The 21,164-nt window shown below is 62.0% G+C and carries 18 protein-coding genes; 8 read left to right on the top strand and 10 right to left on the bottom strand.

The window, feature by feature from the left end:
* Nucleotides 1–141: 141 nt before the first annotated feature.
* Both HX792_RS11465 and rmuC read left to right on the top strand, forming a co-directional pair.
* A complete protein-coding gene (locus HX792_RS11465; protein WP_176996219.1) occupies nucleotides 142–465 on the top strand; it encodes a sel1 repeat family protein in 324 nt (107 codons plus the stop codon).
* Nucleotides 466–526: 61 nt separating this feature from the next.
* Nucleotides 527–2,005, top strand: a complete 1,479-nt coding sequence (rmuC, locus tag HX792_RS11460; protein WP_371319345.1) for a DNA recombination protein RmuC — start codon at nucleotides 527–529, stop codon at nucleotides 2,003–2,005.
* Nucleotides 2,006–2,110: 105 nt separating this feature from the next.
* Here rmuC and HX792_RS11455 read toward each other — a convergent pair whose 3' ends face one another.
* From HX792_RS11455 to HX792_RS11445, 3 genes are all read right to left on the bottom strand, one after another.
* Entirely contained in the window at nucleotides 2,111–5,581 is a 3,471-nt protein-coding gene (locus tag HX792_RS11455) for a PAS domain-containing hybrid sensor histidine kinase/response regulator (RefSeq protein ID WP_176996218.1), read from the bottom strand.
* Nucleotides 5,582–5,801: 220 nt separating this feature from the next.
* On the bottom strand, nucleotides 5,802–6,191 hold the full coding sequence (locus HX792_RS11450; protein ID WP_176996217.1) for a YbaN family protein: 390 nt from the start codon (nucleotides 6,189–6,191) through the stop codon (nucleotides 5,802–5,804).
* A gap of 20 nt (nucleotides 6,192–6,211) precedes the next feature.
* Nucleotides 6,212–6,799, bottom strand: coding sequence for a YecA family protein (locus HX792_RS11445; protein ID WP_176996216.1), 588 nt, complete (start codon nucleotides 6,797–6,799; stop codon nucleotides 6,212–6,214).
* A 276-nt stretch (nucleotides 6,800–7,075) separates the two neighbouring features.
* On the opposite strand from HX792_RS11445, the gene recQ reads away from it, so the two are divergent.
* Nucleotides 7,076–9,202: a DNA helicase RecQ gene (gene recQ / locus HX792_RS11440; protein WP_176996215.1), complete on the top strand. Its 2,127-nt coding sequence runs from the start codon at nucleotides 7,076–7,078 to the stop codon at nucleotides 9,200–9,202.
* 121 nt (nucleotides 9,203–9,323) lie between these two features.
* Nucleotides 9,324–9,758: a MarR family transcriptional regulator gene (locus HX792_RS11435; protein ID WP_028617350.1), complete on the top strand. Its 435-nt coding sequence runs from the start codon at nucleotides 9,324–9,326 to the stop codon at nucleotides 9,756–9,758.
* A gap of 232 nt (nucleotides 9,759–9,990) precedes the next feature.
* Here the strand turns inward: HX792_RS11435 and HX792_RS11430 are convergent, their stop codons facing one another.
* On the bottom strand, nucleotides 9,991–12,180 hold the full coding sequence (locus HX792_RS11430) for a patatin-like phospholipase family protein (RefSeq protein WP_176996214.1): 2,190 nt from the start codon (nucleotides 12,178–12,180) through the stop codon (nucleotides 9,991–9,993).
* 84 nt (nucleotides 12,181–12,264) lie between these two features.
* Between HX792_RS11430 and HX792_RS11425 the strand changes: the two genes are divergently transcribed.
* Complete coding sequence (locus HX792_RS11425) at nucleotides 12,265–12,552, top strand: SelT/SelW/SelH family protein (RefSeq protein WP_176996213.1); 288 nt, start codon at nucleotides 12,265–12,267, stop codon at nucleotides 12,550–12,552.
* Nucleotides 12,553–12,587: 35 nt separating this feature from the next.
* Here HX792_RS11425 and HX792_RS11420 read toward each other — a convergent pair whose 3' ends face one another.
* The 3 genes from HX792_RS11420 to HX792_RS11410 form a co-directional block, all read right to left on the bottom strand.
* Nucleotides 12,588–12,869: a hypothetical protein gene (locus tag HX792_RS11420; RefSeq protein ID WP_176996212.1), complete on the bottom strand. Its 282-nt coding sequence runs from the start codon at nucleotides 12,867–12,869 to the stop codon at nucleotides 12,588–12,590.
* A 127-nt stretch (nucleotides 12,870–12,996) separates the two neighbouring features.
* Nucleotides 12,997–13,881 (bottom strand): DMT family transporter, encoded by an 885-nt coding sequence (locus HX792_RS11415; RefSeq protein ID WP_176996211.1) that lies wholly within the window; start codon nucleotides 13,879–13,881, stop codon nucleotides 12,997–12,999.
* Between the two features lie 99 nt (nucleotides 13,882–13,980).
* Nucleotides 13,981–14,730 (bottom strand): AraC family transcriptional regulator, encoded by a 750-nt coding sequence (locus HX792_RS11410; protein WP_176996210.1) that lies wholly within the window; start codon nucleotides 14,728–14,730, stop codon nucleotides 13,981–13,983.
* A 137-nt stretch (nucleotides 14,731–14,867) separates the two neighbouring features.
* On the opposite strand from HX792_RS11410, the gene HX792_RS11405 reads away from it, so the two are divergent.
* Nucleotides 14,868–15,677: a UDP-2,3-diacylglucosamine diphosphatase gene (locus HX792_RS11405; RefSeq protein WP_176996209.1), complete on the top strand. Its 810-nt coding sequence runs from the start codon at nucleotides 14,868–14,870 to the stop codon at nucleotides 15,675–15,677.
* Nucleotides 15,678–15,803: 126 nt separating this feature from the next.
* On the opposite strand, the gene HX792_RS11400 is transcribed toward HX792_RS11405, so the two are convergent.
* From HX792_RS11400 to phhA, 3 genes are all read right to left on the bottom strand, one after another.
* Nucleotides 15,804–16,997, bottom strand: coding sequence for an amino acid aminotransferase (locus HX792_RS11400; protein WP_176996208.1), 1,194 nt, complete (start codon nucleotides 16,995–16,997; stop codon nucleotides 15,804–15,806).
* Nucleotides 16,997–17,353 carry a 4a-hydroxytetrahydrobiopterin dehydratase gene (locus HX792_RS11395; RefSeq protein ID WP_105523117.1) on the bottom strand — a complete coding sequence of 119 codons (357 nt, stop codon included), beginning with the start codon at nucleotides 17,351–17,353 and terminating at the stop codon, nucleotides 16,997–16,999. The genes HX792_RS11400 and HX792_RS11395 overlap by 1 nt, the downstream gene beginning before the upstream one ends.
* A 97-nt stretch (nucleotides 17,354–17,450) precedes the next feature.
* Entirely contained in the window at nucleotides 17,451–18,242 is a 792-nt protein-coding gene (gene phhA, locus HX792_RS11390; RefSeq protein ID WP_176996207.1) for a phenylalanine 4-monooxygenase, read from the bottom strand.
* Between the two features lie 257 nt (nucleotides 18,243–18,499).
* Here phhA and HX792_RS11385 point away from each other — a divergent pair, with 257 nt between their 5' ends.
* Nucleotides 18,500–20,065, top strand: coding sequence for a sigma-54-dependent transcriptional regulator (locus tag HX792_RS11385; RefSeq protein ID WP_176996206.1), 1,566 nt, complete (start codon nucleotides 18,500–18,502; stop codon nucleotides 20,063–20,065).
* 307 nt (nucleotides 20,066–20,372) lie between these two features.
* Entirely contained in the window at nucleotides 20,373–21,113 is a 741-nt protein-coding gene (locus HX792_RS11380; RefSeq protein WP_176996205.1) for a flagellar basal body rod protein FlgF, read from the top strand.
* The last annotated feature ends 51 nt before the right edge of the window (nucleotides 21,114–21,164 follow it).

Here is a 21,164-nt window from a genome sequence, read left to right as displayed (position 1 = left end):
GGTTGTCCACTGAGTTATCCACAGCTTCTGTGGATTGTCCCGAGCGCTTGCTCTAGAACGGGCGTGCAGGGTTTTTTCAGCTTTACCTGTACGAAAAAAAGAGTAGAGTGGCGCGCCTTCCGTTCTGTCCCACAGTGCTTTATGAAGTTTCGCTCAGTATCACCTTCTGTTACCGACACTCCTCAAACTGTTACCGCCCCCAAGCGATTCTCCTTGAAAGTTGCCTTGTGGTTGCTCGACAGCCCGCGCCTGGGCCATAACCCCAACGTCAAACACTTCGCCGGGCGCTTGCTCAAGCAGCCGGCCCGTGAAGGCGTGGTGGCAGCCCAAAGCCGCCTGGGCCAATTGATGTGCCGTGAATGCGGCAACGCCCGCGACCGCCGCATCGGCCACGACCTGCTGCGCCTGGCCGCCCGCGCCGGTGATCGCCGCGCCCAACGCGAGCTGGGCCAAGTCGAAGACTGAGCTGTCCTCCCGCCCCGCGCTTGGTTAACCTTGCACTTTTTCGGTAATGGCAGAAATGGCTATGGCTTTTGACTGGACCAGTATTGCCTTGGGTCTTGCTGGCGCAGCGGTGCCGTTGTTGGCCCTGTGCTGGCAGCTCCAGCAACGCCTGAGCGCACGCATGAGCGGTTGGGAGTTGCTCGAAGAGCGTCTGGCCATGGCGCAAATGGCCCAGGAAGGGCTGGCGGCCCAGTTGGATGCCAGCCGTGACGAGATCAGCGACCTGAGCCAGGCCAATGCCGCCAAGCAGGCTGACCTGGCCGCTGTGCGCCGCGAGGTCGAGCTGTTGCAGATCGACCGCGATAACGCCCGCGACGCCGCCCATGCCTGGAACCTCGACCGCAGCGCCAAGGACATCGAACTGCGCCGCCTCGACGCGCTGGCCGCGGCCCTGAGCGCCGAACTGCGCGAGCAGCAGGAAAGCCATCAACAACGCCTCGCCGACCTGCAAGGTTCACGGGACGAGCTGCGCGCGCAGTTCGCTGAACTGGCCGGCAAGATCTTCGATGAGCGCGAGCAGCGTTTCGCCGAAACCAGCCAGGAACGCCTCGGGCAGTTGTTGGACCCTCTGAAGGAGCGCATTCAATCCTTTGAAAAGCGCGTCGAAGAGAGCTATCAGAACGAAGCCCGCGAGCGCTTTTCCCTGGCCAAGGAACTTGAACGCCTGCAACAACTGAACCTGCGCCTGTCGGACGAAGCCACCAACCTGACCCGTGCCCTCAAGGGCCAGAAAACCCAGGGCAACTGGGGCGAGCTGATCCTTGAGCGCGTGCTGGAGCACGCCGGCCTGGAGAAGGGCCGCGAGTACCAGACCCAGGTCAGCCTCAAGGGCCCGGATGGCGAGCGTTTCCAGCCGGATGTGCTGATCATGCTGCCGGGCGACAAGCAGGTGGTGGTCGACTCCAAGGTCAGCCTCACGGCCTATCAACAGTATGTAGGGGCAGACGATGAGGTGATTGGCCAGGCAGCGCTCAAGCAGCACGTCCTGTCCCTGCGCAATCACGTCAAAGGCCTGGCCGGCAAGGATTACAAACGCCTGGAAGGCCTGCACAGCCTGGATTTCGTGTTGCTGTTCGTGCCTATCGAGGCTGCGTTCTCCGCTGCGTTGCAAGCCGAGCCCAATCTGTTCCAGGAAGCGTTCGACCGCCACATCGTGATCGTCAGCCCCACCACCTTGCTCGCCACGCTACGGGTAATCGACAGCCTGTGGAAGCAGGAGCGCCAAAGCCAGAATGCCCGCGAAATTGCCGAGCGTGCCGGCTGGCTGTATGACAAGTTCGTGCTGTTTATCCAGGATCTGGATGAAGTGGGCAACCGCCTGCAGCAGTTGGACAAGGCCTACAGCGCTGCGCGAAACAAGCTGACAGATGGGCGCGGAAACCTGGTCAGTCGCACCGAGCAATTGCGCTTGCTGGGCGCCCGTGCCAGCAAAAGCCTTCCCGCCGATCTGCTGGAACGTGCCATGACCGACGCCGACGGCGTCGCCCATCTCCCCGAATAAACAATGCGGTCGATGTGGGAGCTGGCTTGCCTGCGATAGCGGTGGATCTGTCACGACCGCTATCGCAGGCAAGCCAGCTCCCACATTTGACCGATTCGGACCGGCCTATAGGGGTAAATGCCGACTCAACAACGCACGCAACGCCGCGGGTTTGACGGGCTTGGCGAGGTAATCCAAACCTGCGGCGTGCACTTCAGCGACCATTTCCGGGCGGCCGTCGGCACTGATCACCACGCCCGGAATCGGCTCCGCCAGTTGCGCACGCAGCCAACCCATCAATTCAGTACCGGTCTCACCGTGGTCCAGGTGGTAATCCACCAGCGCCAATTGTGGGCGCATACCCTCGGCCAGCAGCGCCGCGCATTGCGCCTGGTCGGTGGCAGTCCAGACCTCGCAGCCCCAGCGGGTGAGCAGGCTGCGCATGCCGATGAGGATACTTTCTTCGTTATCCACGCACAGCACCTGTGCGCCGCTCAAGGGCAGGCCGTTTTCCTGTGCTGCCTTGACCTGCAGATTCGCCTGGTTGCGCGCCAGCGGCACGCGCACGCTGAACACGCTGCCTTTGCCCGGCCAGGAACGTACGCTCAAGCGATGGCCGAGCACCCGACACAGGCCGTCGGCAATCGCCAAACCCAGCCCCAGGCCTTTCTCGGCACGGGTCTGGTGGCTGTCCAGGCGCTTGAATTCTTCGAAGATCACCTTCTGTTTATCCAGCGGGATGCCTGGGCCGCGGTCCCACACCTCCAGGCACAGCTCGCCCTTGCGCCGACGTACGCCGAGTAACACTGGGCCGTCGGCATAGCGGAAGGCGTTGGTGAGAAAATTCTGCAGAATCCGACGCAACAACTTGATGTCACTGTCCACCCGCAAGCGGCTGCCACGCAGGCGGAAGCGCAGGCCTTGCTCCTGGGCCAGCGCCTTGAACTCTGCGCCCAGGGTGTCGAACAGCTCGTTGAGCACAAAGGGCTGGCGTTGCGGATTGATCTTGCCGTTCTCCAGGCGTGAGATGTCCAGCAGGTCGCTGATCAGGTCCTCGGCCGAGCGCAGCGAGCTGTCCAGGTGCTGCACCAGTTGCCGGGCCTCGCTGGACATCCCGTCGTTCTGGTGGGAGAGGGCGGCGGAGAACAACCGGGCCGCGTTCAGCGGTTGCATCAAGTCATGGCTGACGGCCGCCAGAAAACGGGTCTTGGATTGGCTGGCGGACTCGGCCACGCCCTTGGCGTCAGTGAGTGCCACATTGAGCTGCGATAGCTCGTGCGTGCGCTCGGTCACCCGTTGCTCAAGGCCTTCGTTGGCCTCGGTGAGTGCCTGCTCAGCTTCGCGGAACGCGGTGATGTCGGTGAAGCTCATGACAAAACCGCCGCCCGGCATCGGGTTGCCAATCAGCTCGATCACCCGGCCATTGGGAAACAGACGCTCGGAAGTATGCGCACGGCCCTGGCGCATCCAGTGCAGGCGCCGCGCCACATGCACTTCGGCTTCGCCCGGCCCGCACAGGCCACGTTCGGCGTTGTAGCGAATGATGTCGGCAATCGGCCGGCCGACGCTGATCAGGCCTTCGGGGTAGTTGAACAGCTCCAGGTAACGGCGGTTCCACGCCACCAGCTTGAGAGACTGGTCGACCACGCTGATGCCTTGGGTGATGTTCTCGATGGCGCCTTGCAGCAATGCGCGGTTGAACTGGAGTACTTCCGACGCTTCGTCGGCAATGCGGACTACGTCCTCCAGCTGCATTTCCCGCCCTTCAATGGCGGCTTTCACCACGGCCCGGGTCGAGGACGCACCGAGCACACCCGCCAGCAAGCGTTCGGTGTGGGCGATCCAATCGTTATCGGCATTCTGGTTGGGGTTAAAACCTTTGCCCTGGCGATAGGCGAAACGGATAAAGCTCTGTTGGGCGCGCTCCTCGCCAACGAAGCGGGCAGCCAGACTGAGCAGGTCGCTGATTTGCACCGACAACATCGAACGGGCACTGGCGCGCTGGCTGATTTCCTGGCCAATGAAGCGCCCGGCCTGCCAGTGTTCGGACACCCGTGTGCGCGACAGCATCGACACCCATACGAACAGCGTGAAGTTGCCCGCCAGGGAGAACACCGTGCCCAGCGTCAGCGAGGTGACGGACAAGCCCAGCGGGTGCGAATGCATCCACGTCAGCCCTGGGAAAAGGCTCAGAGACCATCCCAGGCTTTTCGCCGTCACCGGTAGGACCAATGTGTAGAACCACAGGAATGTTCCCGCAGCCAGCCCGGCAAACACGCCGCGTCGGTTGGCCTGCTTCCAGTACAGCGCGCCGAGCATCGCCGGCGCCAGTTGGGTCACGGCGGCAAAGGCGATCTGGCCGATGGTTGCCAGGCTTGCCGTGGAACCGAGCAGGCGGTAACTCACATAGGCCAGCAGCAGGATGATCACGATGCTGACCCGGCGTACCGACAGCATCCAGTGGCGGAACACCTCGAACGGCCGCTCGGCGCTGGAGCGGCGCAGCAGCCACGGCAGCAGCATGTCGTTGGACACCATGGTGGACAAGGCGATGCTTGCCACGATCACCATGCCGGTGGCCGCCGAGGCGCCGCCGATAAACGCCAGCACCGCGAGTGCCGGGTGCGCTTCGGCCATGGGCAGGCTGATCACGTAGGAGTCCGGCAGTACCGAGCCCGGCAGCATCATCTTGCCGCCGAGGGCGATGGGGATCACAAAGAGTGCGGCGAGGATCAGGTACGCCGGGAACACCCACTTGGCCAGGCGCAGGTCCTGTGGGTCGATGTTCTCGACCACCGTCACATGGAACTGCCGGGGCAGGCAGATGATCGCCATCATCGCCACGCCGGTCTGTACCACCATCGAGGGCCAGTTGATGGTCTCTTTCCAGTATTCCTCCAGCCGAGGTGCGAGCATGGCCTGGCTGAACAGGTCGCCGAAACCGTCATAGAGGCCGTAGGTCACAAACGCGCCGACGGCGAGAAACGCGAACAGCTTGACCAGGGATTCAAACGCGATGGCCAGCACCATGCCGCGGTGGTGTTCCGTGGCGTCAAGGTTGCGCGTACCGAACACAATGGTGAACAGCGCCAGCACCAGCGACACGATCAGCGCGGTGTCCTGGGCGCGGGTGCCGGTGGTGTCGGGGCCGGAGCCGATCAACAGGTTCACGCCCAGCACGATGCCTTTGAGCTGCAGGGCAATATACGGAAGCACGCCGACCAGGCAGATCAGCGCCACCACCACGGCCAGGGACTGGGACTTGCCGTAGCGCGCGGCGATAAAGTCGGCGATGGAGGTGATGTTTTCCTGCTTGCTGATCAGAATCATCTTCTGCAGCACCCAGGGTGCCAACACCAGTAACAGCACGGGTCCGAGGTAGATCGGTAAAAATGCCCACAGCTGTTCGGCGGCCTGGCCTACGGCGCCGAAGAAAGTCCAGCTGGTGCAGTAGACCGCCAGCGACAGGCTGTACACCCAGGCACGCATACGCGGTGGCAGCGGCGCACGGCGGCGGTCACCGTAGAAGGCGATGGCAAACATAATGGCCATATAGGCCAGGGCAACGGCGGCGATCAGCCCGCTGGACAGCGTCATGGTAACTCCGAGCATAAAAACACCCAGGCATTCCAGGCCCGGTTGCACAGTCTCGCATGATGCTTGGGGTTAGTCAGTGTCGACCAAGGTCGTGTGCAGGGCTTGTGTGGGAGCCGGGCTTGCCCGCGATAGCATCGGCACGGTGTCGCAGTTACACCGCGGTGATGCTATCGCAGGCAAGCCAGCTCCCACACAAGCCAGTTCCTGCGAAAGCCGGTGTCTACCGTTGGCGGGGTGGCAGGGTTTTCTGGCGCAGGATGTAGATGGTCACCAGCACCGCACTGGTCAGCATGAAGCCGCGGGCCCAGGGGAGTGGCACCAGATAGCAGGATAGGCCGATGCTCAGCCACATCAAGCCGATAGCGTAGACCTTGCCTTTGAGGGGGATGCCGTTGCCGTCCAGGTAATCACGAATCCACGGCCCCAGGCGCGGGTGTTCCACCAGCCAGTGGTAGAAGCGCGGAGAGCTTCGGGCGAAGCAGGCGGCAGCAAGCAGCAGGAAGGGCGTGGTCGGCAATACCGGCAGGAAAATGCCGATCACCCCCAGCGCCACGCTCAGCCAGCCAATGGCCAGCAGGGCGTAACGCAGGAGCAGAGGACGGTTGCCCATGGGTGTCACGGGCAATTGACTCAGTGGTGACGAGGCTTGAGGATCGCCGGCTTTTCGTCAGGAGCGTTGCACAGCAGGTACAGGGCGGTCAGCGCTTCCGGGATCTGAACGATCATGTCGTCCATCAGGTTGGCGTCGGCGGCGATGTCGGAGAACTCCGGCTGGTCGTCGAACAAGCCCGAGCCGACCATGATCGGCAGCAGCATTTCGCTGACTTCTTCCTCGGCGGTTTCGAACCAGGCGGCCTCGCGCAGGAACACACCTTCCATGAAGCCGATGCACCAGCCGCGCAGGTCGGAATCATCCGGCTCATCACCCAGGTCCAGCTCGCATGGCAGCTCGAATTCCTCGTCGGAAGCCAGCTGGCGACCGATGTGGGCCTTGAGGGCGAGCAGGGTGGATTCGATTTCTTCACGCTGGGCGGCGTCGGTGTAGTGTGGTTCTTCGGCGAACAGCGCGTCGATCCATTCACGGTCGGGCACGATTTCGGAGCAGATCGACAGGGCGGTCAGGTAGCCGTGGGCGGCCACGTAGTCCAGCGCCTCGTCATGCAGCTCATCGGCGTCGAGGAAGGCTTGCAGGCGGGTTAGTTGCTCAGCGAAGGACATTGAAGGACTACCTTGGGAATAAACGATGCTGAATTCTAGGCTTTCTTGAGCGTCCAGGCCAGCCGCACTGCATATTTGCCAGGTTTTAGAGAGGGGTCGCTATTCGTCAGCGGCGCCCTTTGCCGGGTGTCGCTCGGGTATACTGCCGCGTTTTGTGATGCCCCGGCAGGCCACGCGCCAAACCGGGAAAACTTCGCTTACGGATTATTTCCCGTGAAAGCGCGTTTTCTCGGCCAGCCTGTACAGTGGGATTTCGGCACCATTTTGGAGTTTTACATGCTCGAGCAGGCTCAACGCGTCCTCAAGGACATCTTCGGCTACGACAGTTTTCGTGGCCGCCAGGGTGCGATCATTGAGCGCGTGGCCAGTGGCGGCGATGCCCTGGTACTGATGCCTACCGGTGGCGGCAAGTCCTTGTGCTTCCAGGTGCCGGCCCTGTTGCGCAACGGCCTGGCCGTGGTGGTGTCGCCACTGATCGCGTTGATGGACGACCAGGTGGCCACCCTTGAAGAGCTTGGTGTTGCGGCAGCCTCCTTGAACTCCACCCTCAGCCCGGAGCAACAGCGCGACCTGGCCGCACGGATCAAGCGTGGCGAAGTGAAGATGCTGTACCTGGCCCCCGAGCGTCTGGTGCAGCCACGCATGCTGGCGTTCCTGCAGAGCCTGGAAATCGCGCTGTTCGCCATTGATGAAGCCCACTGTGTTTCGCAATGGGGCCATGACTTCCGTCGCGAGTACCTGCAACTCGGGCAATTAGCGGAGCTGTTTCCCGATGTGCCGCGTATTGCCCTGACCGCCACCGCCGACAAGCGCACCCGCGAGGAAATCGTCGAGCGCCTGCATTTGCAGAATGCCGAGCGCTTTCTGTCGAGCTTCGACCGGCCGAACATTTTCTACCGCATCGTGCCCAAGGAGCAGCCACGCAAGCAGTTGCTGGCGTTCCTGTCCGAACGGCGCAGCGATGCGGGCATCGTCTATTGCCTGTCGCGTAAAAAGGTCGATGAAGTAGCAGCCTTCCTCTGCGAACAGGGCTACCCGGCGTTGCCGTATCACGCAGGTTTGCCGAATGACCTGCGGGCCTACCATCAGAAGCGTTTCCTCAACGAGGAAGGCCTGATCATGGTTGCCACCATTGCGTTCGGCATGGGGATCGACAAGTCCAACGTGCGTTTTGTGGCCCACATGGACCTGCCCAAGTCCCTTGAGGCCTACTACCAGGAAACCGGTCGTGCCGGCCGTGACGGCCTGCCGGCGGATGCCTGGATGGTCTACGGCCTGCAGGACGTGGTGATGCTCAAGCAGATGCTGCAGAACTCCGAAGGCGACGAGCGCCACAAGCGCCTGGAGCAGCACAAGCTCGATGCCATGCTGTCGTTGTGTGAAGAGACTCGTTGCCGCCGCCAGACCTTGCTGGCGTATTTCGACGAAGACATGCCCGAGCCTTGCGGGCATTGCGACAACTGTACCGATGGCGTGCAGACCTGGGACGCCACCGAACCGGCGCGCCAGGCGTTGTCGACCATTCACCGCACCGGCCAGCGCTATGGGGTGGGCCATCTGGTGGATGTGTTGCTGGGCAAGGACAACGAAAAAATTCGCAGTTTTGGCCACGAAAAACTCTCGGTCTATGGCATTGGCAAAGCCCGTGCGGAAGGCGAGTGGCGTTCGTTGTTCCGGCAGATGGTTGCACGCAATCTGGTCGACATTGACATCGAAGGTTATGGCGGGCTGCGCTTGAACGACAGTTGCCGGCCGTTGCTCAAGGGCGAAGTGAGTCTTGAACTGCGCCGCGACCTCAAGCCGCAAACCACCGTCAAGAGCAGCACCAGCCAGGCCAGCCAGTTGGTACGAGGCGAAGAGCGCGAACAGTGGGAAGCCTTGCGCACCCTGCGGCGCAAACTGGCGCAGGAACACAGCGTGCCGCCTTACGTTATTTTCCCGGACTCCACCTTGCTCGAAATGCTGCGTGAGCAGCCCACCACCATGGCCGAGATGGCCCGGGTCAGCGGCGTGGGTGCACGCAAACTGGAGCGCTACGGCCAGGCGTTTCTCGAGGTGCTCGGCGGCCAGGCCGAAGCGCCGAAGGAAGTCGCCGATATCCGCCACGAACTGATCAGCCTGGCGCGCGCTGGCATGACCCCGATCCAGATCGCCGGCCAGCTGCAATGCTCGGAAAAAAACGTCTACACCCTGTTGGCCGAATCCATCGGCAAGCAGCAGCTCTCCCTGGAACAGGCCCTTGATTTGCCGGAGGATTTGCTCGGTGAAATCCAGGACGCCTTCCTTGACGGAGAAGGCGAATTGCCACCGGTTGCCGAGATTGCACCACTGTTCACCGGTCGTGTTCCTGAGGGCGTTTTGTACTGTGTAAGGGCGGCTTTGCAGTCTGAATTCGAAATTTAGTGCGCCAATTACGACAATGTAACGAATCAGTACATAGCAACTCTTGCCTACTGGCATGGCTCATGCTTAGCTGACTAATAATTAGCCACACTTTATTTTCAGTCTAAACCATGAGTTTTTTATGCCGTTAACCGATCAACACCGCTTTGGCATGCAGTTGGCGCAAATGTCCCGAGGTTGGCGCGCCGAACTGGACCGCCGTTTGGCGGGGCTGGGCTTGTCCCAGGCGCGTTGGCTGGTGCTGTTGCACCTGGCCCGTTTCGAAGAGGCGCCCACCCAGCGCGAACTGGCACAGAGTGTCGGTGTAGAAGGGCCGACGCTGGCGCGGCTGCTCGACAGCCTGGAAGGCCAAGGCCTGGTGCAACGCCAGGCCGTGGTGGAAGACCGCCGTGCCAAGCGCATCTTGCTGTGTGACACAGCCCGTCCGTTGATCGAACAGATCGAAACCATCGCCACGGCCCTGCGCCATGAGCTGTTTGTGGGCGTAGACGAAGCCGATTTGAGCGTGTGCATGCGTGTACATGGGCACATCCTGGCGAACCTGGAAAAGTCCTGACCCCAAGCACGCCAAAGATCAACCTGTAGGAGCTGGCTTGCCAGCGATGGCGGTGGGTCAGCTGCAACGCTGTTCACTGATGGATCGCTATCGCCGGCAAGCCGGCTCCTACAGTGAGGACAGATCAGCAGGTGTACTCGGTCAACTGTGGGAGTTTTTATGGCTGTCTTGATGATGTTTTTTGAAAACCATCAAGACAGTTGCTCCCACATTGGGTCTTGTACTCGGCGTTCTAGAACGTCTGGCCCAGGTTGAGGTACACCGCCTGCTGGTTGTCATCATTGAAGCCATAGCTGAAGTTCAGCGGCCCCAGCGGCGTATCGAACCCCAGGAAAATACTCGCGGCATTGATATACCCGCTGTCGAACTCATTGTCGTTGTTCCACGCCCGACCCCGCTCCAGCGAGGCCCCCAGGTACAGCGGGAAGTCCAGCGGCAGATAGGAGCGCGGCGTGAGGCGACGGTAGTACACCGCCCGCATCAGGCTGATGTTCTGGCCCGAGATCGCGTCCTCGCGAAAGCCCGACAACTGCCGCGCCCCGCCGAGCAGGAAGCTGGAAATCACCACGTCAGACTTATCCACTGTGCGCCCGTAGCGCCCGCCCAGTACCAGGGTGTCCGGGCCGTTGCTCATGGCCTTGTCCAGCTTGAACTCCCACTGGCGGTAGCGTTGGTCCGAACCCAGCCCCGGTTCGAATTCCCGGTAGGCCAGGCCGATATCCTCACCGGCATGGGGGAAATACACGTTGTCCAGGGAGTCGAAGGAGTACTTCAGTTCGTAGAAGCCTTCGCTGAAGCTCACGCTCGGCGAGTCGCGGTCGCCGATGCGCACGTCGGCCTTGCCCCAGGCCTCGCCGACGCCGAAGCGGATCTCGCCGCTGTTGCCGATCTGGCGCCCCACATTTAGCCCGAAACCGTAGCGTTCCAGGCGGTATTCGGAGATCGGGTCGTTGTCCAGAATCAGTTCAACGTTCTGCGCCTGGGCACTGATATAGGGCGCGACGAAGTAGCGTGAGCCGGTGTCCATCGGCTGGTAGAACTCGCTGTACAGCTCTTGGCGATCGCCGATCTGCACCCGCGTCAGCCATTCCGCACCAAGGCGGTTGATGCCGTTGATGCGGTAGCTGGCGCCGAGGTTGAAGGCGCTGTCGCCGCGCATGTCATCCGACAGGTTCAGGCCCAGGCGCAGGTAGTCGGTGCCGGCGCGTTTGCCGCGCGCGCTGATCACCAGGGTGTTGTCCTGGCCCTTCTTCACCACGCGGTATTGCACCTGCTCGAAGTAATCCAGGCCGTACAGCGTGCCCATGTCGGTCTGCAGGCGACTTAGGTTCAGCGGCTCACCCAGGGGTTGGCGAATGTAGTAGCGGATCACGTCTTCGCTGACTTTCGAATCGTTCTCCACCTTGATTGCGGTGATCACCGGGGTCCGTTCCCCTGGCGTGCGGGCAGCCACCAATTGTGGGTCCACAGGCTCAGTAGGGCGCAAATGGGCCAGGCGCACGTCCAGTGCACGGGTGGCACGGTAGCCGGCGTCGATCATGTCTTTGGCGCGGCCGAAATCGGTCACGCCATAGGCGGCCAGGGGCGGCTGGATCAGCACGTCCTTGGGGTGCAGGGCCTTGAGTTGTTCTTCGGAATTGCGCCGGGTCATCAGGGTGATGGACTGGTTGAGCACATCGACCACCGTGGCCAGTTGCTTGCGCGAGCGCAGCGGGGTGCCGATGTCGACCACAATGGCAATGTCCACGCCCATCTCCCGCGCCACATCCAGCGGGATGTTGTCGGTCATGCCACCGTCCACCAGCAGCCGGCCGTCGATTTCTACCGGCGCGAAGACCGCAGGAATCGACATGCTGGCGCGGATCACCTGGGGCAGGTGCCCCTTGCTGAATACCACTTTCTCGCCGGTGGTGATGTCGGTGGCCACGGCGCGGAACGGGATCGGCAACTTGTCGAAATTACGCGTGTTGCTGTTGTGGGCGAACATGCTTTCCAGCAGCAGCGCGAGGTTCTGGCCCTGGATCACGCCCAGTGGCAGGCCCAGGCTGCCGTCATCGCGGAAGCTGAGTTTCTGTTTCACCAGGAAGTCCCGGTCATCCTGCTTGCGTCGAAACGGCACGTCCTCCCGGGGCGGTGCATCGGACAGGGCCTGTTGCCAGTCGATACTCAGTGCCAGCTTTTCCAGTTCATCGATCTTGTAGCCCGAGGCATACAGCCCGCCGATCACCGCGCCCATGCTGGTGCCGGCGATGGCGTCGATGTGAATGCCTTGTTCTTCCAGGGCCTTGAGCACGCCGATATGGGCCAGGCCACGGGCGGCGCCGCCGGAAAGCACCAGGCCGACTTTGGGCCGTGGAGGCTCGACGGCGTCGGCAAGCAGGGGGACAAGGCACAGGAGCAGGCAGGACAGCAGGCGGCGCATCATCAATCTCGAGGCTGGGCGGTAAAGGCCGGTATTATAGCCACTCGATCCTCCGAGCCCGTTACGCCAGGAACCTCTCAAATTATGTCCACGAACAAACCCGAGATCGTCATTACCTATTGCACCCAGTGCCAGTGGTTGCTGCGTGCCGCGTGGTTGGCCCAGGAGCTGTTGAGTACGTTCTGCGACGACCTGGGGCGCGTGGCACTGGAGCCGGCCACCGGCGGGGCGTTTCGCATCACCTGCGATGGCGTGCAGATCTGGGAGCGCAAGGCCGATGGCGGCTTTCCGGAAGCCAAGGTGCTCAAGCAGCGCGTGCGCGACCAGATCGACCCAGCGCGCGACCTGGGCCACAACGATCGGACGCAATGACGGTCACCGCCATAGAGCAGCGGTGACCGGTAAGGCTATTTGGCCGCCATCTTTTGTTTGATAAACCCGACGACCCAGGTGAGTACCAGGCCACCTACGCCGCCGCCCACGATATTGCTGCCGACTGCCGCCACATCCAGTGCTTCACCGCCAGATGTTCCGGTGAACTGCGCGACAACCTGGCCCAGGACCAGGCCGCCAATACCGCCGAGCAGCGTATTGAGCCCGGTCCCCAGGCTCTGCTTGGTCATGCCGGCGACGTTTCCGCCGACGGCACCGCTGATGATTTGAACCAGCAAGCTAATGAGCATTTCCATGATGAAACCCCTGCATAGCGTTATGGGAGTGACCACTCGCTTGCAGCCACTTCAAAAGGCAGGGCTGTCGTCGAGGGGCCTTATCCGTTGAACGACGACAGACTGTTGCGGATGCGCGAAGTATAGATCAGGCCGCTGCTGCGGGCTGTTTGGCCTGGCTGGCGCTGCCCATCAGGCCGGACAGCACGATGGCGACGATGATCAAGGCGCCGCCCAGCAACATGCGCAGGGTCGGGGTTTCGGCAAACAGCAGCCAGGCCACGGTGATGCCGTAGACCGGTTCCATGGCAAACACCACCGACGCGGTGCGCGCCTTGATCACCGCCAGGCTGGCCACGAACAGGCTGTGGGCCAGGCCCGTGCAGAACACGCCGAGCAGGCCAATCCACAGCCAGTCAATGGCACGCACATCGGCCAAACCAGGCGCCGCCACCGGCAGCAGGCATGCCGCAACCACGACGTTCTGGCACAGCGCCGCCTGCACGGCCGGGATGCGCCCGGAGCTGGCACGGTTGTTCAGGGACAACAGCGAAAACAGCAGCCCCGACGCGATGCCCCACAGCAAGCCGCCGGTGGCTTCGCTCGCCAGGTTGAAATCGGGCGTCACCAGCACCAGGCCGACACTGACAAGTGTCACCAGCACCACTTCATTGGCGCGGATACGCTCGCGGAAGATCAGCCCTTCAAGGATCACCGTAAACGCCGGAAAGGCCGTAAACCCCAGGGTCGCCACGGCCACGCCGGCCACTTTGACCGCAATGAAGAAGGTCACCCAGTGCGCAGCGAGCAGCACGCCGCTGATGAGCAGCCGGCGCCAGTCGCGCAGTTCGAGGGTTTTCCAGGTGGTGTTGCTGGCAAAGCGCGCGAACACCGCGAGGGCCAGCACGGCGAAAGCGGCGCGGCCAAACACGATGATGGCGGGCGAGGCGGCTGCCAGCTTACCGAACACGCCAGTGAGGCCAAACATCAATGCGCCGATATGCAGGGCGCCGAGGGCTGAGCGGGGAGTCATTGCGATCCTTGAACCAACGGGTTTATCGAAGCGCAGTGTAGAGGGTTGCAAACGGGCGTGTCTGTCGTTCGGCTCGCGCCGATTGTCGCGAGACTCTTCCTACAGTGAGCGGCGCAACGCCCCCGGTGATGCACCGAACTCCCGCAGCATCGCCGCTGCGAACGCACTCTGTGAGCTGTACCCGACGCGGTCGGCGACTTCGCCGATGGGCAACGCCGTCTCGCGCAGCAGCTTCAAGGCCATCTGCAGGCGACGGCTGCGGATATAGTCCATCGGCGTCTGCCCGCATTCGACGATAAACCGCGCGTGCAGGCGTGCGACCGACAGGTCGGCGATGCGCGCCAGGTCAGCCACTTGCAGCGGGTGCGCGACATGCCGTTCGATGTGGGCGTTGAACGCGGCATAGGGCAAGCGCCGACCCTGCACCGGTTGGGCCAGCGGGTGATTAAGGCTGGCGAGCAACAGCACCGCGCCTTGCTGGACAATCAGCGGGTCATCCACCGGGCTGTGGGCCAGCCATTGCACCAGTTGGCTTTGTCGAGTGTCGAGGGTCAGGCGTGCGGGTTCGTCGAGCAGGCGGCGGCTGGCATCGGCGTGGTCACCCAGCGATTGCAACACCCAGTGTTCGGTGGGCACATCCAGCACTAGGCAACGGCTGCCATCGCGGCTGCCGCAGGCATGGTGAGCGGAGAAGGGCAGCACCATCACGCTGCTTTCGTGCACCTGGCTGCCCCGGCCGTCCACTTCCAGGTCCAGGTGGCCGGACAAGCCGAACACCAACTGCGCATGGTCATGGCTGTGGGCGAGGGGAGCTTCGATGTAGTGGCGTAGTGTGAGCGTCGGTCCCATCACGGTCTCCTGGGCAGCATCTGCGCAGTCTACAACGCTTCGCGGGCGCCGGGCGCTGTCATCAGACTGACGCACAGTTGTCATGGGCTATTAATCGCCGTGGCGCAAGCTCGCGAAAACACCGTCGAGGGATGCCCATGACCAGTGCCGAGTTCGCCAAGCCCAGCCGCAAACAACGGGTTCGTACCCTGTGGATTTCCGACGTGCACCTGGGCACCCGGGATTGCCAGGCCGAACATTTGTCGCATTTCCTCAAGGGCTACCATGCCGATAAGGTGTACTTGGTGGGCGACATCATCGATGGCTGGAAAATGCGCGGCGGCATGTATTGGCCCCAGGCCCACACCAACGTGATCCGCCGCCTGCTGACCATGGCCAAGCGCGGTACCGAAGTGATCTACGTCACCGGCAACCATGACGAATTCCTGCGCCGCTATTCCAAGCTGATCCTGGGCAATATCCAGTTGGTGGACGAAGCGGTGCACGTGACTGCCGATGGTCGGCATCTGTTGGTGATCCACGGTGATCAGTTCGATGTCATCACGCGCTACCACCGTTGGCTCGCGTTCCTCGGCGACTCGGCCTACGAGTTCACCCTCACGCTCAATCGCTGGCTCAATCACTGGCGCGCACGCTATGGCTACGGTTACTGGTCGCTGTCGGCTTACCTCAAGCACAAGGTCAAGACGGCGGTGAGTTTCATCAGCGACTTCGAAGAAGCCATCGCCCACGAAGTGACCAAGCGTGAACTGCATGGCGTGGTGTGCGGGCATATCCACCATGCAGAGATTCGCAAGGTGGGCGAGGTGGATTACCTCAATTGCGGGGACTGGGTGGAGTCGTGCACGGCGTTGATCGAACACTGGGATGGCAGTATCGAGTTGTATCGATTGGCGGATGCCCAGGCGAAAGAGGCGCAGCTCAAAGCCGAGATGGTCACAGGCTGAAGGATTCACACGGACAAAAATGTGGGAGCTGGCTTGCCTGCGATAACGGTGTCACATCCAACAGAGATGTCGACTGAAACACCGCTATCGCAGGCAAGCCAGCTCCCACATTTAGATTGAGTTTCGTCAGTTGCAGACGTCAGCAATGGCCTCGGCCAGCAACGCCAGCCGCGTGGCATCAGCCCCTGCCACGTTGGCCCGGCCCGAACTCACCATGTACACGCTGTGCTTTTCACGCAGTTGCTTGACCTGTTCGGCACTCAGGCCGGTATAGGAAAACATTCCGCGTTGCGCACCAATGTGTGCGAACTGCTCGGCCAGCCCGTGTGGCGCCAACGCCTCCACCAGCCCGGAGCGCAACTGCGCGATCCGCGAACGCATGGCTTCGACTTCACCACTCCACAACGCCTTGAGCTCGGCATCGCCGAGGATGGTCGCGACCACAGCCGCGCCATGGTCCGGCGGCGTCGACCACAGGTTGCGCGCGATGTTTGCCAGTTGGCTGCGCACATCCGTCAGCTTCTCGGCATTCGCCGCACACACGATCAACGCGCCAACGCGGTCGCTGTACAGCCCGAAATTCTTCGAGCACGAACTGGTGACCAGCACTTCCGGCAATTCTGCCGCGAACAAACGCACCGCCCACGCATCCCGCTCCAGGCCGTCGCCAAAGCCCTGGTAGGCAAAGTCGATCAGCGGCAGCAGTCGGCGCTCGCGCACGATCTGCAGCACCTGGCGCCAGTCGTCCTGGGACAGGTCGAAACCGGTCGGGTTATGGCAGCAGGCGTGCAGCAGCACTACATCGCCCTCTGGCACCTTGGACAGCGTGGCCAGCATCGCCTGCACATCCAGGCGGTTGTCAGTGCCCACGTAGGGGTAATGGCTGACCTTGAGCCCGGCCTTGGCAAAGATGGTTTCGTGGATCGGCCACGTTGGGTTGCTCAACCACACGCCACGGCCCGGCAGGTGCTGGGCGATGAAGTCGGCACTCAGGCGCAGGGCCCCGGTGCCGCCCGGGGTCTGGCTGGCACCGGCACGGCGGTCGCGGATCAGCGGCGAATCGGCGCCCAGTACCAGTTGGCTGATCAGCGAGCCGAAGGCCGCGTTGCCGTGGCCGCCGATGTAGGTCTTGGTGGTTTGCGTGTCCACCAGGCGCTGCTCGGCGAGCTTCACCGAGCGGGGGATAGGCGTCAGGCCCTGGTCGTCCTTGTAGACGCCCACGCCCAGGTCGAACTTGTTCGGGTTTTTGTCCTGGGCATACAGGTCCATCAAGCCCAGGATCGGGTCGCCGGGCACACGGCCAATGGCATCAAAATGCATTACTTGCGGCCCTCGGCGTCCTTGGCCACGTCGTCGGTGCGCGCGGCCATGATGAAGTCGTTGCGGTGCAGGCCCTTGATGGAGTGGCTCCACCAGGTCACGGTGACCTTGCCCCATTCGGTGAGCAGGCCTGGGTGATGGCCTTCGGCTTCGGAGATCTCACCCATGGCATTGGTGAAGGCCAGGGCGAACTTGAAGTTCTTGAACAGGAAAACCTTTTCCAGCTGCATCACGCCATCGCGTACTTCGATGTTCCAGTCGGGGATCTGCTTGATCAGTACCGGCAACTCTTCATCGCTGACTTGTGGGGCGTCGGCGCGGCAGGCTTCGCAGTGGGCTTGGTTCAAGGTGGTCATGTAGGTGTCCTGAATTCGAATGTATGAAGATCAGTAGCGTCACCCTAAAGCAACGCGCGGCCAGGGAACAGACTCACCTGGCCGCAAAACGTAAGGTTCACGCAGCTTTGGGTTTGGGCGGGAATTTTGGTGCGTGCAAACCCAGATGCATGCCGCGTTCCACCATGCCCATGATGTCTTCCTGCGCCACGTCGAACAGGCGCTTGAGTTCAGGCAGGACAAAGTACAGGGGCTGCAGGATGTCGATGCGATACGGCGTGCGCATCGCCTCCAGCGGGTCGAAGGATTGGTGCTCGGGCTCGGACGACAGGCTGTACACCGTCTCCTTGGGCGACGACAGGATGCCGCCCCCATAGATGCGCCGGCCCTGGGGCGTGTCCACCAGGCCAAATTCGATGGTCATCCAGTACAGGCGCGCCAGGTACACCCGTTGCTCCTTGGTCGCCGCCAAGCCGAGCTTGCCGTAGGTGTGGGTGAATTCGGCGAACCAGGGGTTGGTCAGCAGCGGGCAGTGGCCAAAGATCTCGTGGAAAATGTCCGGCTCTTGCAGGTAGTCCAATTCCTCGCGAGTGCGAATAAAGGTCGCCACCGGAAACTGCTTGCTGGCGAGCAATTCGAAGAAGGTCTGGAAGGGGATCAGCGCCGGCACGCGGGCCACTTGCCAGCCGGTGGTCTCGGCCAGCACTTGGTTGATTTCACCCAGTTGCGGGATGCGATCCAGGGGCAGGCCCAGCTTGTCGATGCCGTCCAGGTATTCCTGGCAGGCGCGTCCCTCGATCACTTTCAACTGGCGAGTGATCAGGGTGTTCCACACCGCATGTTCTTCCGGCGGGTAGTGGATAAAACCTTGCGCATCGGGCTCGCGGGCCACGTACTGCGTCTGCTTCATACGGCTCTCCTGCTAGGCATTCGTTCTTGTTATGTCCTGCTATGAGCGTATTGATACCCCTTGGTGGGAGAGATTCCATCTACCTGCCGCGTGTGTCCGTAGGAAAAGTTACCGATATTCGTAAAGTTTTCGTTACGTTTGTGGCGCTCGTCGTTGGATTGGGCTGGGAAAAGCACACAAGCTGTCACATAATCTTGACGACTATCTGCGCCCAGCGGCAAAAAGACGCGGCGCCTTCCCACTTTTCGGGCCTTTTCATGCGTATCAAAGTGCACTGCCAGAACCGCATCGGCATCCTGCGGGACATCCTCAACCTGCTGGTGGAGTACGGCGTCAACGTCGCCAAGGGCGAGGTGGGGGGCGAGCATGGCAATGCCATCTATCTGTTCTGCCCGAACCTGGTGAACATGCAGTTCCAGGCGTTGCGCCCGCAATTCGAGGCGATTGCCGGGGTGTTTGGCGTCAAGCGGGTAGGGCTGATGCCCAGCGAGCGGCGGCACATGGAGCTCAATGCGTTGCTCGGTGCCCTGGAGTTTCCGGTGTTGTCGATCGACATGGGTGGCTCCATCGTCGCTGCCAACCGTGCGGCGGCACAGTTGCTCGGCGTGCGGGTCGACGAGGTGCCGGGCATTCCGTTGTCGCGCTACGCCGAGGATTTCGACTTGCCCGAGCTGGTACGTGCCAGTAAATCGCGGATCAACGGCCTGCGGGTCAAGGTCAAGGGTGACGTATTCCTGGCGGACATCGCGCCGCTGCAATCCTCCGAACACGATGACAGTGAAGCCATGGCCGGCGCCGTACTGACCCTGCACCGTGCCGACCGCGTCGGTGAGCGTATCTACAACGTGCGCAAGCAGGAGCTGCGCGGCTTCGACAGTATCTTCCAGAGTTCCAAGGTCATGGCGGCCGTGGTCCGTGAAGCGCGGCGCATGGCACCGCTGGATGCGCCGCTATTAATAGAAGGCGAAACCGGCACCGGCAAGGAACTGTTGGCGCGGGCGTGTCACCTGGCCAGCCCGCGTGGGCAGTCGCCGCTGATGGCGCTCAACTGCGCGGGCCTGCCGGAGTCGATGGCCGAGACCGAATTGTTCGGCTATGGCCCGGGTGCATTTGAAGGTGCCCGGGCCGAAGGCAAGCTCGGGCTGCTGGAGCTGACGGCAGGCGGTACGCTGTTTCTCGATGGCGTCGGCGAAATGAGTGCGCGTTTGCAGGTGAAGTTGCTGCGCTTTCTGCAGGACGGTTGCTTCCGCCGCGTCGGCAGTGATGAAGAGGTGTACCTGGATGTGCGGGTGATTTGTGCGACTCAGATGGATTTGTCTGAGCTATGCGCTCGCGGTGAGTTTCGCCAGGACCTGTATCACCGTCTGAACGTGCTGTCGCTGCACATCCCGCCACTGCGCGAATGCCTGGATGGCCTGGCGCCGCTGGTCGAGCACTTCCTCGATCAGGCCAGCCGCCAGATCGGCTGCCCGCTGCCCAAGCTGGCCCCTGCGGCGATGGAGCGTCTCAGTCACTACCATTGGCCGGGTAATGTGCGGCAGCTGGAAAACGTGCTGTTCCAGGCGGTGTCGCTGTGTGACGGCGGTACCGTCAAGGCTGAGCATATTCGCCTGCCGGATTATGGCGTGCGTCAGCCGCTTGGCGATTTCTCGCTTGAGGGTGGATTGGAAGAGATTGTCGGGCGGTTCGAAAAGGCTGTTCTGGAAAGTTTGTATGCCGAGCATCCCAGCAGCCGACAGCTGGGCAAGCGCCTGGGGGTCTCCCACACCACCATCGCCAACAAGCTGCGTGATTACGAAATCCTCAAGTCTGAGCGCGGTTAAAAACTGTGGGAGCTGGCTTGCCTGCGATGGCGGTGTGTCAGTCCCCGCATGCTTCACTGACTGACCGCCATCGCAGGCAAGCCAGCTCCCACAGTTGATCTTTGTCGTTTTCAAGGACGGGGCTTGCCGCAGGCGGCAGGAGTCCGCCGTTTTTTCGACTCTCGTTCGACCATCAGATCTTCACACCCGCCCGCAAACCCCCGCCCCGCCTGGACTTCTCCGCCTTTTAAAAAGTTGGTTCGCAAATTGCTTAAGCCTCCTCAGTACAGCGGTGGGCGGCAAGCGTCCGTCAGAAAGAGGAAAGAGCGTGGACAAGTACCTTTATGTGGCAATGACCGGCGCCAGCCAGAATGCTCTGGCGCAGAAGGCCCATGCCAACAACCTGGCGAACATTTCCACCAACGGTTTTCAACGCGACCTGGAACAGGCGCGTTCGATGCCGGTGTTCGGTGACAGCTTTCCGGCGCGGGCGTTTGCCATGACCGAACGGCCGGCCACCGACTTTGCTCCTGGCGCGATGATTGAAACCGGCCGCGACCTCGACGTGGCGGTCAACGGCGATGGCTGGATGGCGGTGCAAACCCCCGACGGCGGCGAAGCCTACGTACGCAGCGCCAGCATGAACGTGGATGCACTGGGCGTGCTGCGGGCCGGCAACGGCATGCCGATCATGGGCAACGGTGGCCCGATTGCCGTGCCGCCCCAGCAGAAAATCGAAGTGGGCGCCGACGGCACCGTCAGCATCCGCGCCATGGGCGAAGGCCCACGGGTGATGGCTGAAGTGGACCGCATCAAGCTGGTCCAGCCCGACCCCAAGAATCTGAATAAAGGCCTGGACGGCACCATCCACACCAAGGATGGCCAGCCTGCCCAAGCCGACGCGAACGTGCGGTTGACCTCGGGTTTCCTGCAGGCGAGCAACGTGAACGCGGTTGAAGAGATGACAGCGGTACTGGCGCTTTCCAAGCAATTTGAGCTGCACATCAAGATGATGAACAGCGCTAAAGAAGACGACCAGGCCATGACCCGCGTTCTGTCGATGAGCTGATTGCGGCCTCGTTGAACCACTAATTTTGCAGCGCAGCGCCAACAAACAGGC

This window comes from Pseudomonas sp. B6002, assembly GCF_013385985.1.
Classification (GTDB): Bacteria; Pseudomonadota; Gammaproteobacteria; order Pseudomonadales; family Pseudomonadaceae; genus Aquipseudomonas.
Note: the sequence above shows the minus strand (reverse complement) of the source record. Positions and strands in the feature narration are given on the sequence as shown.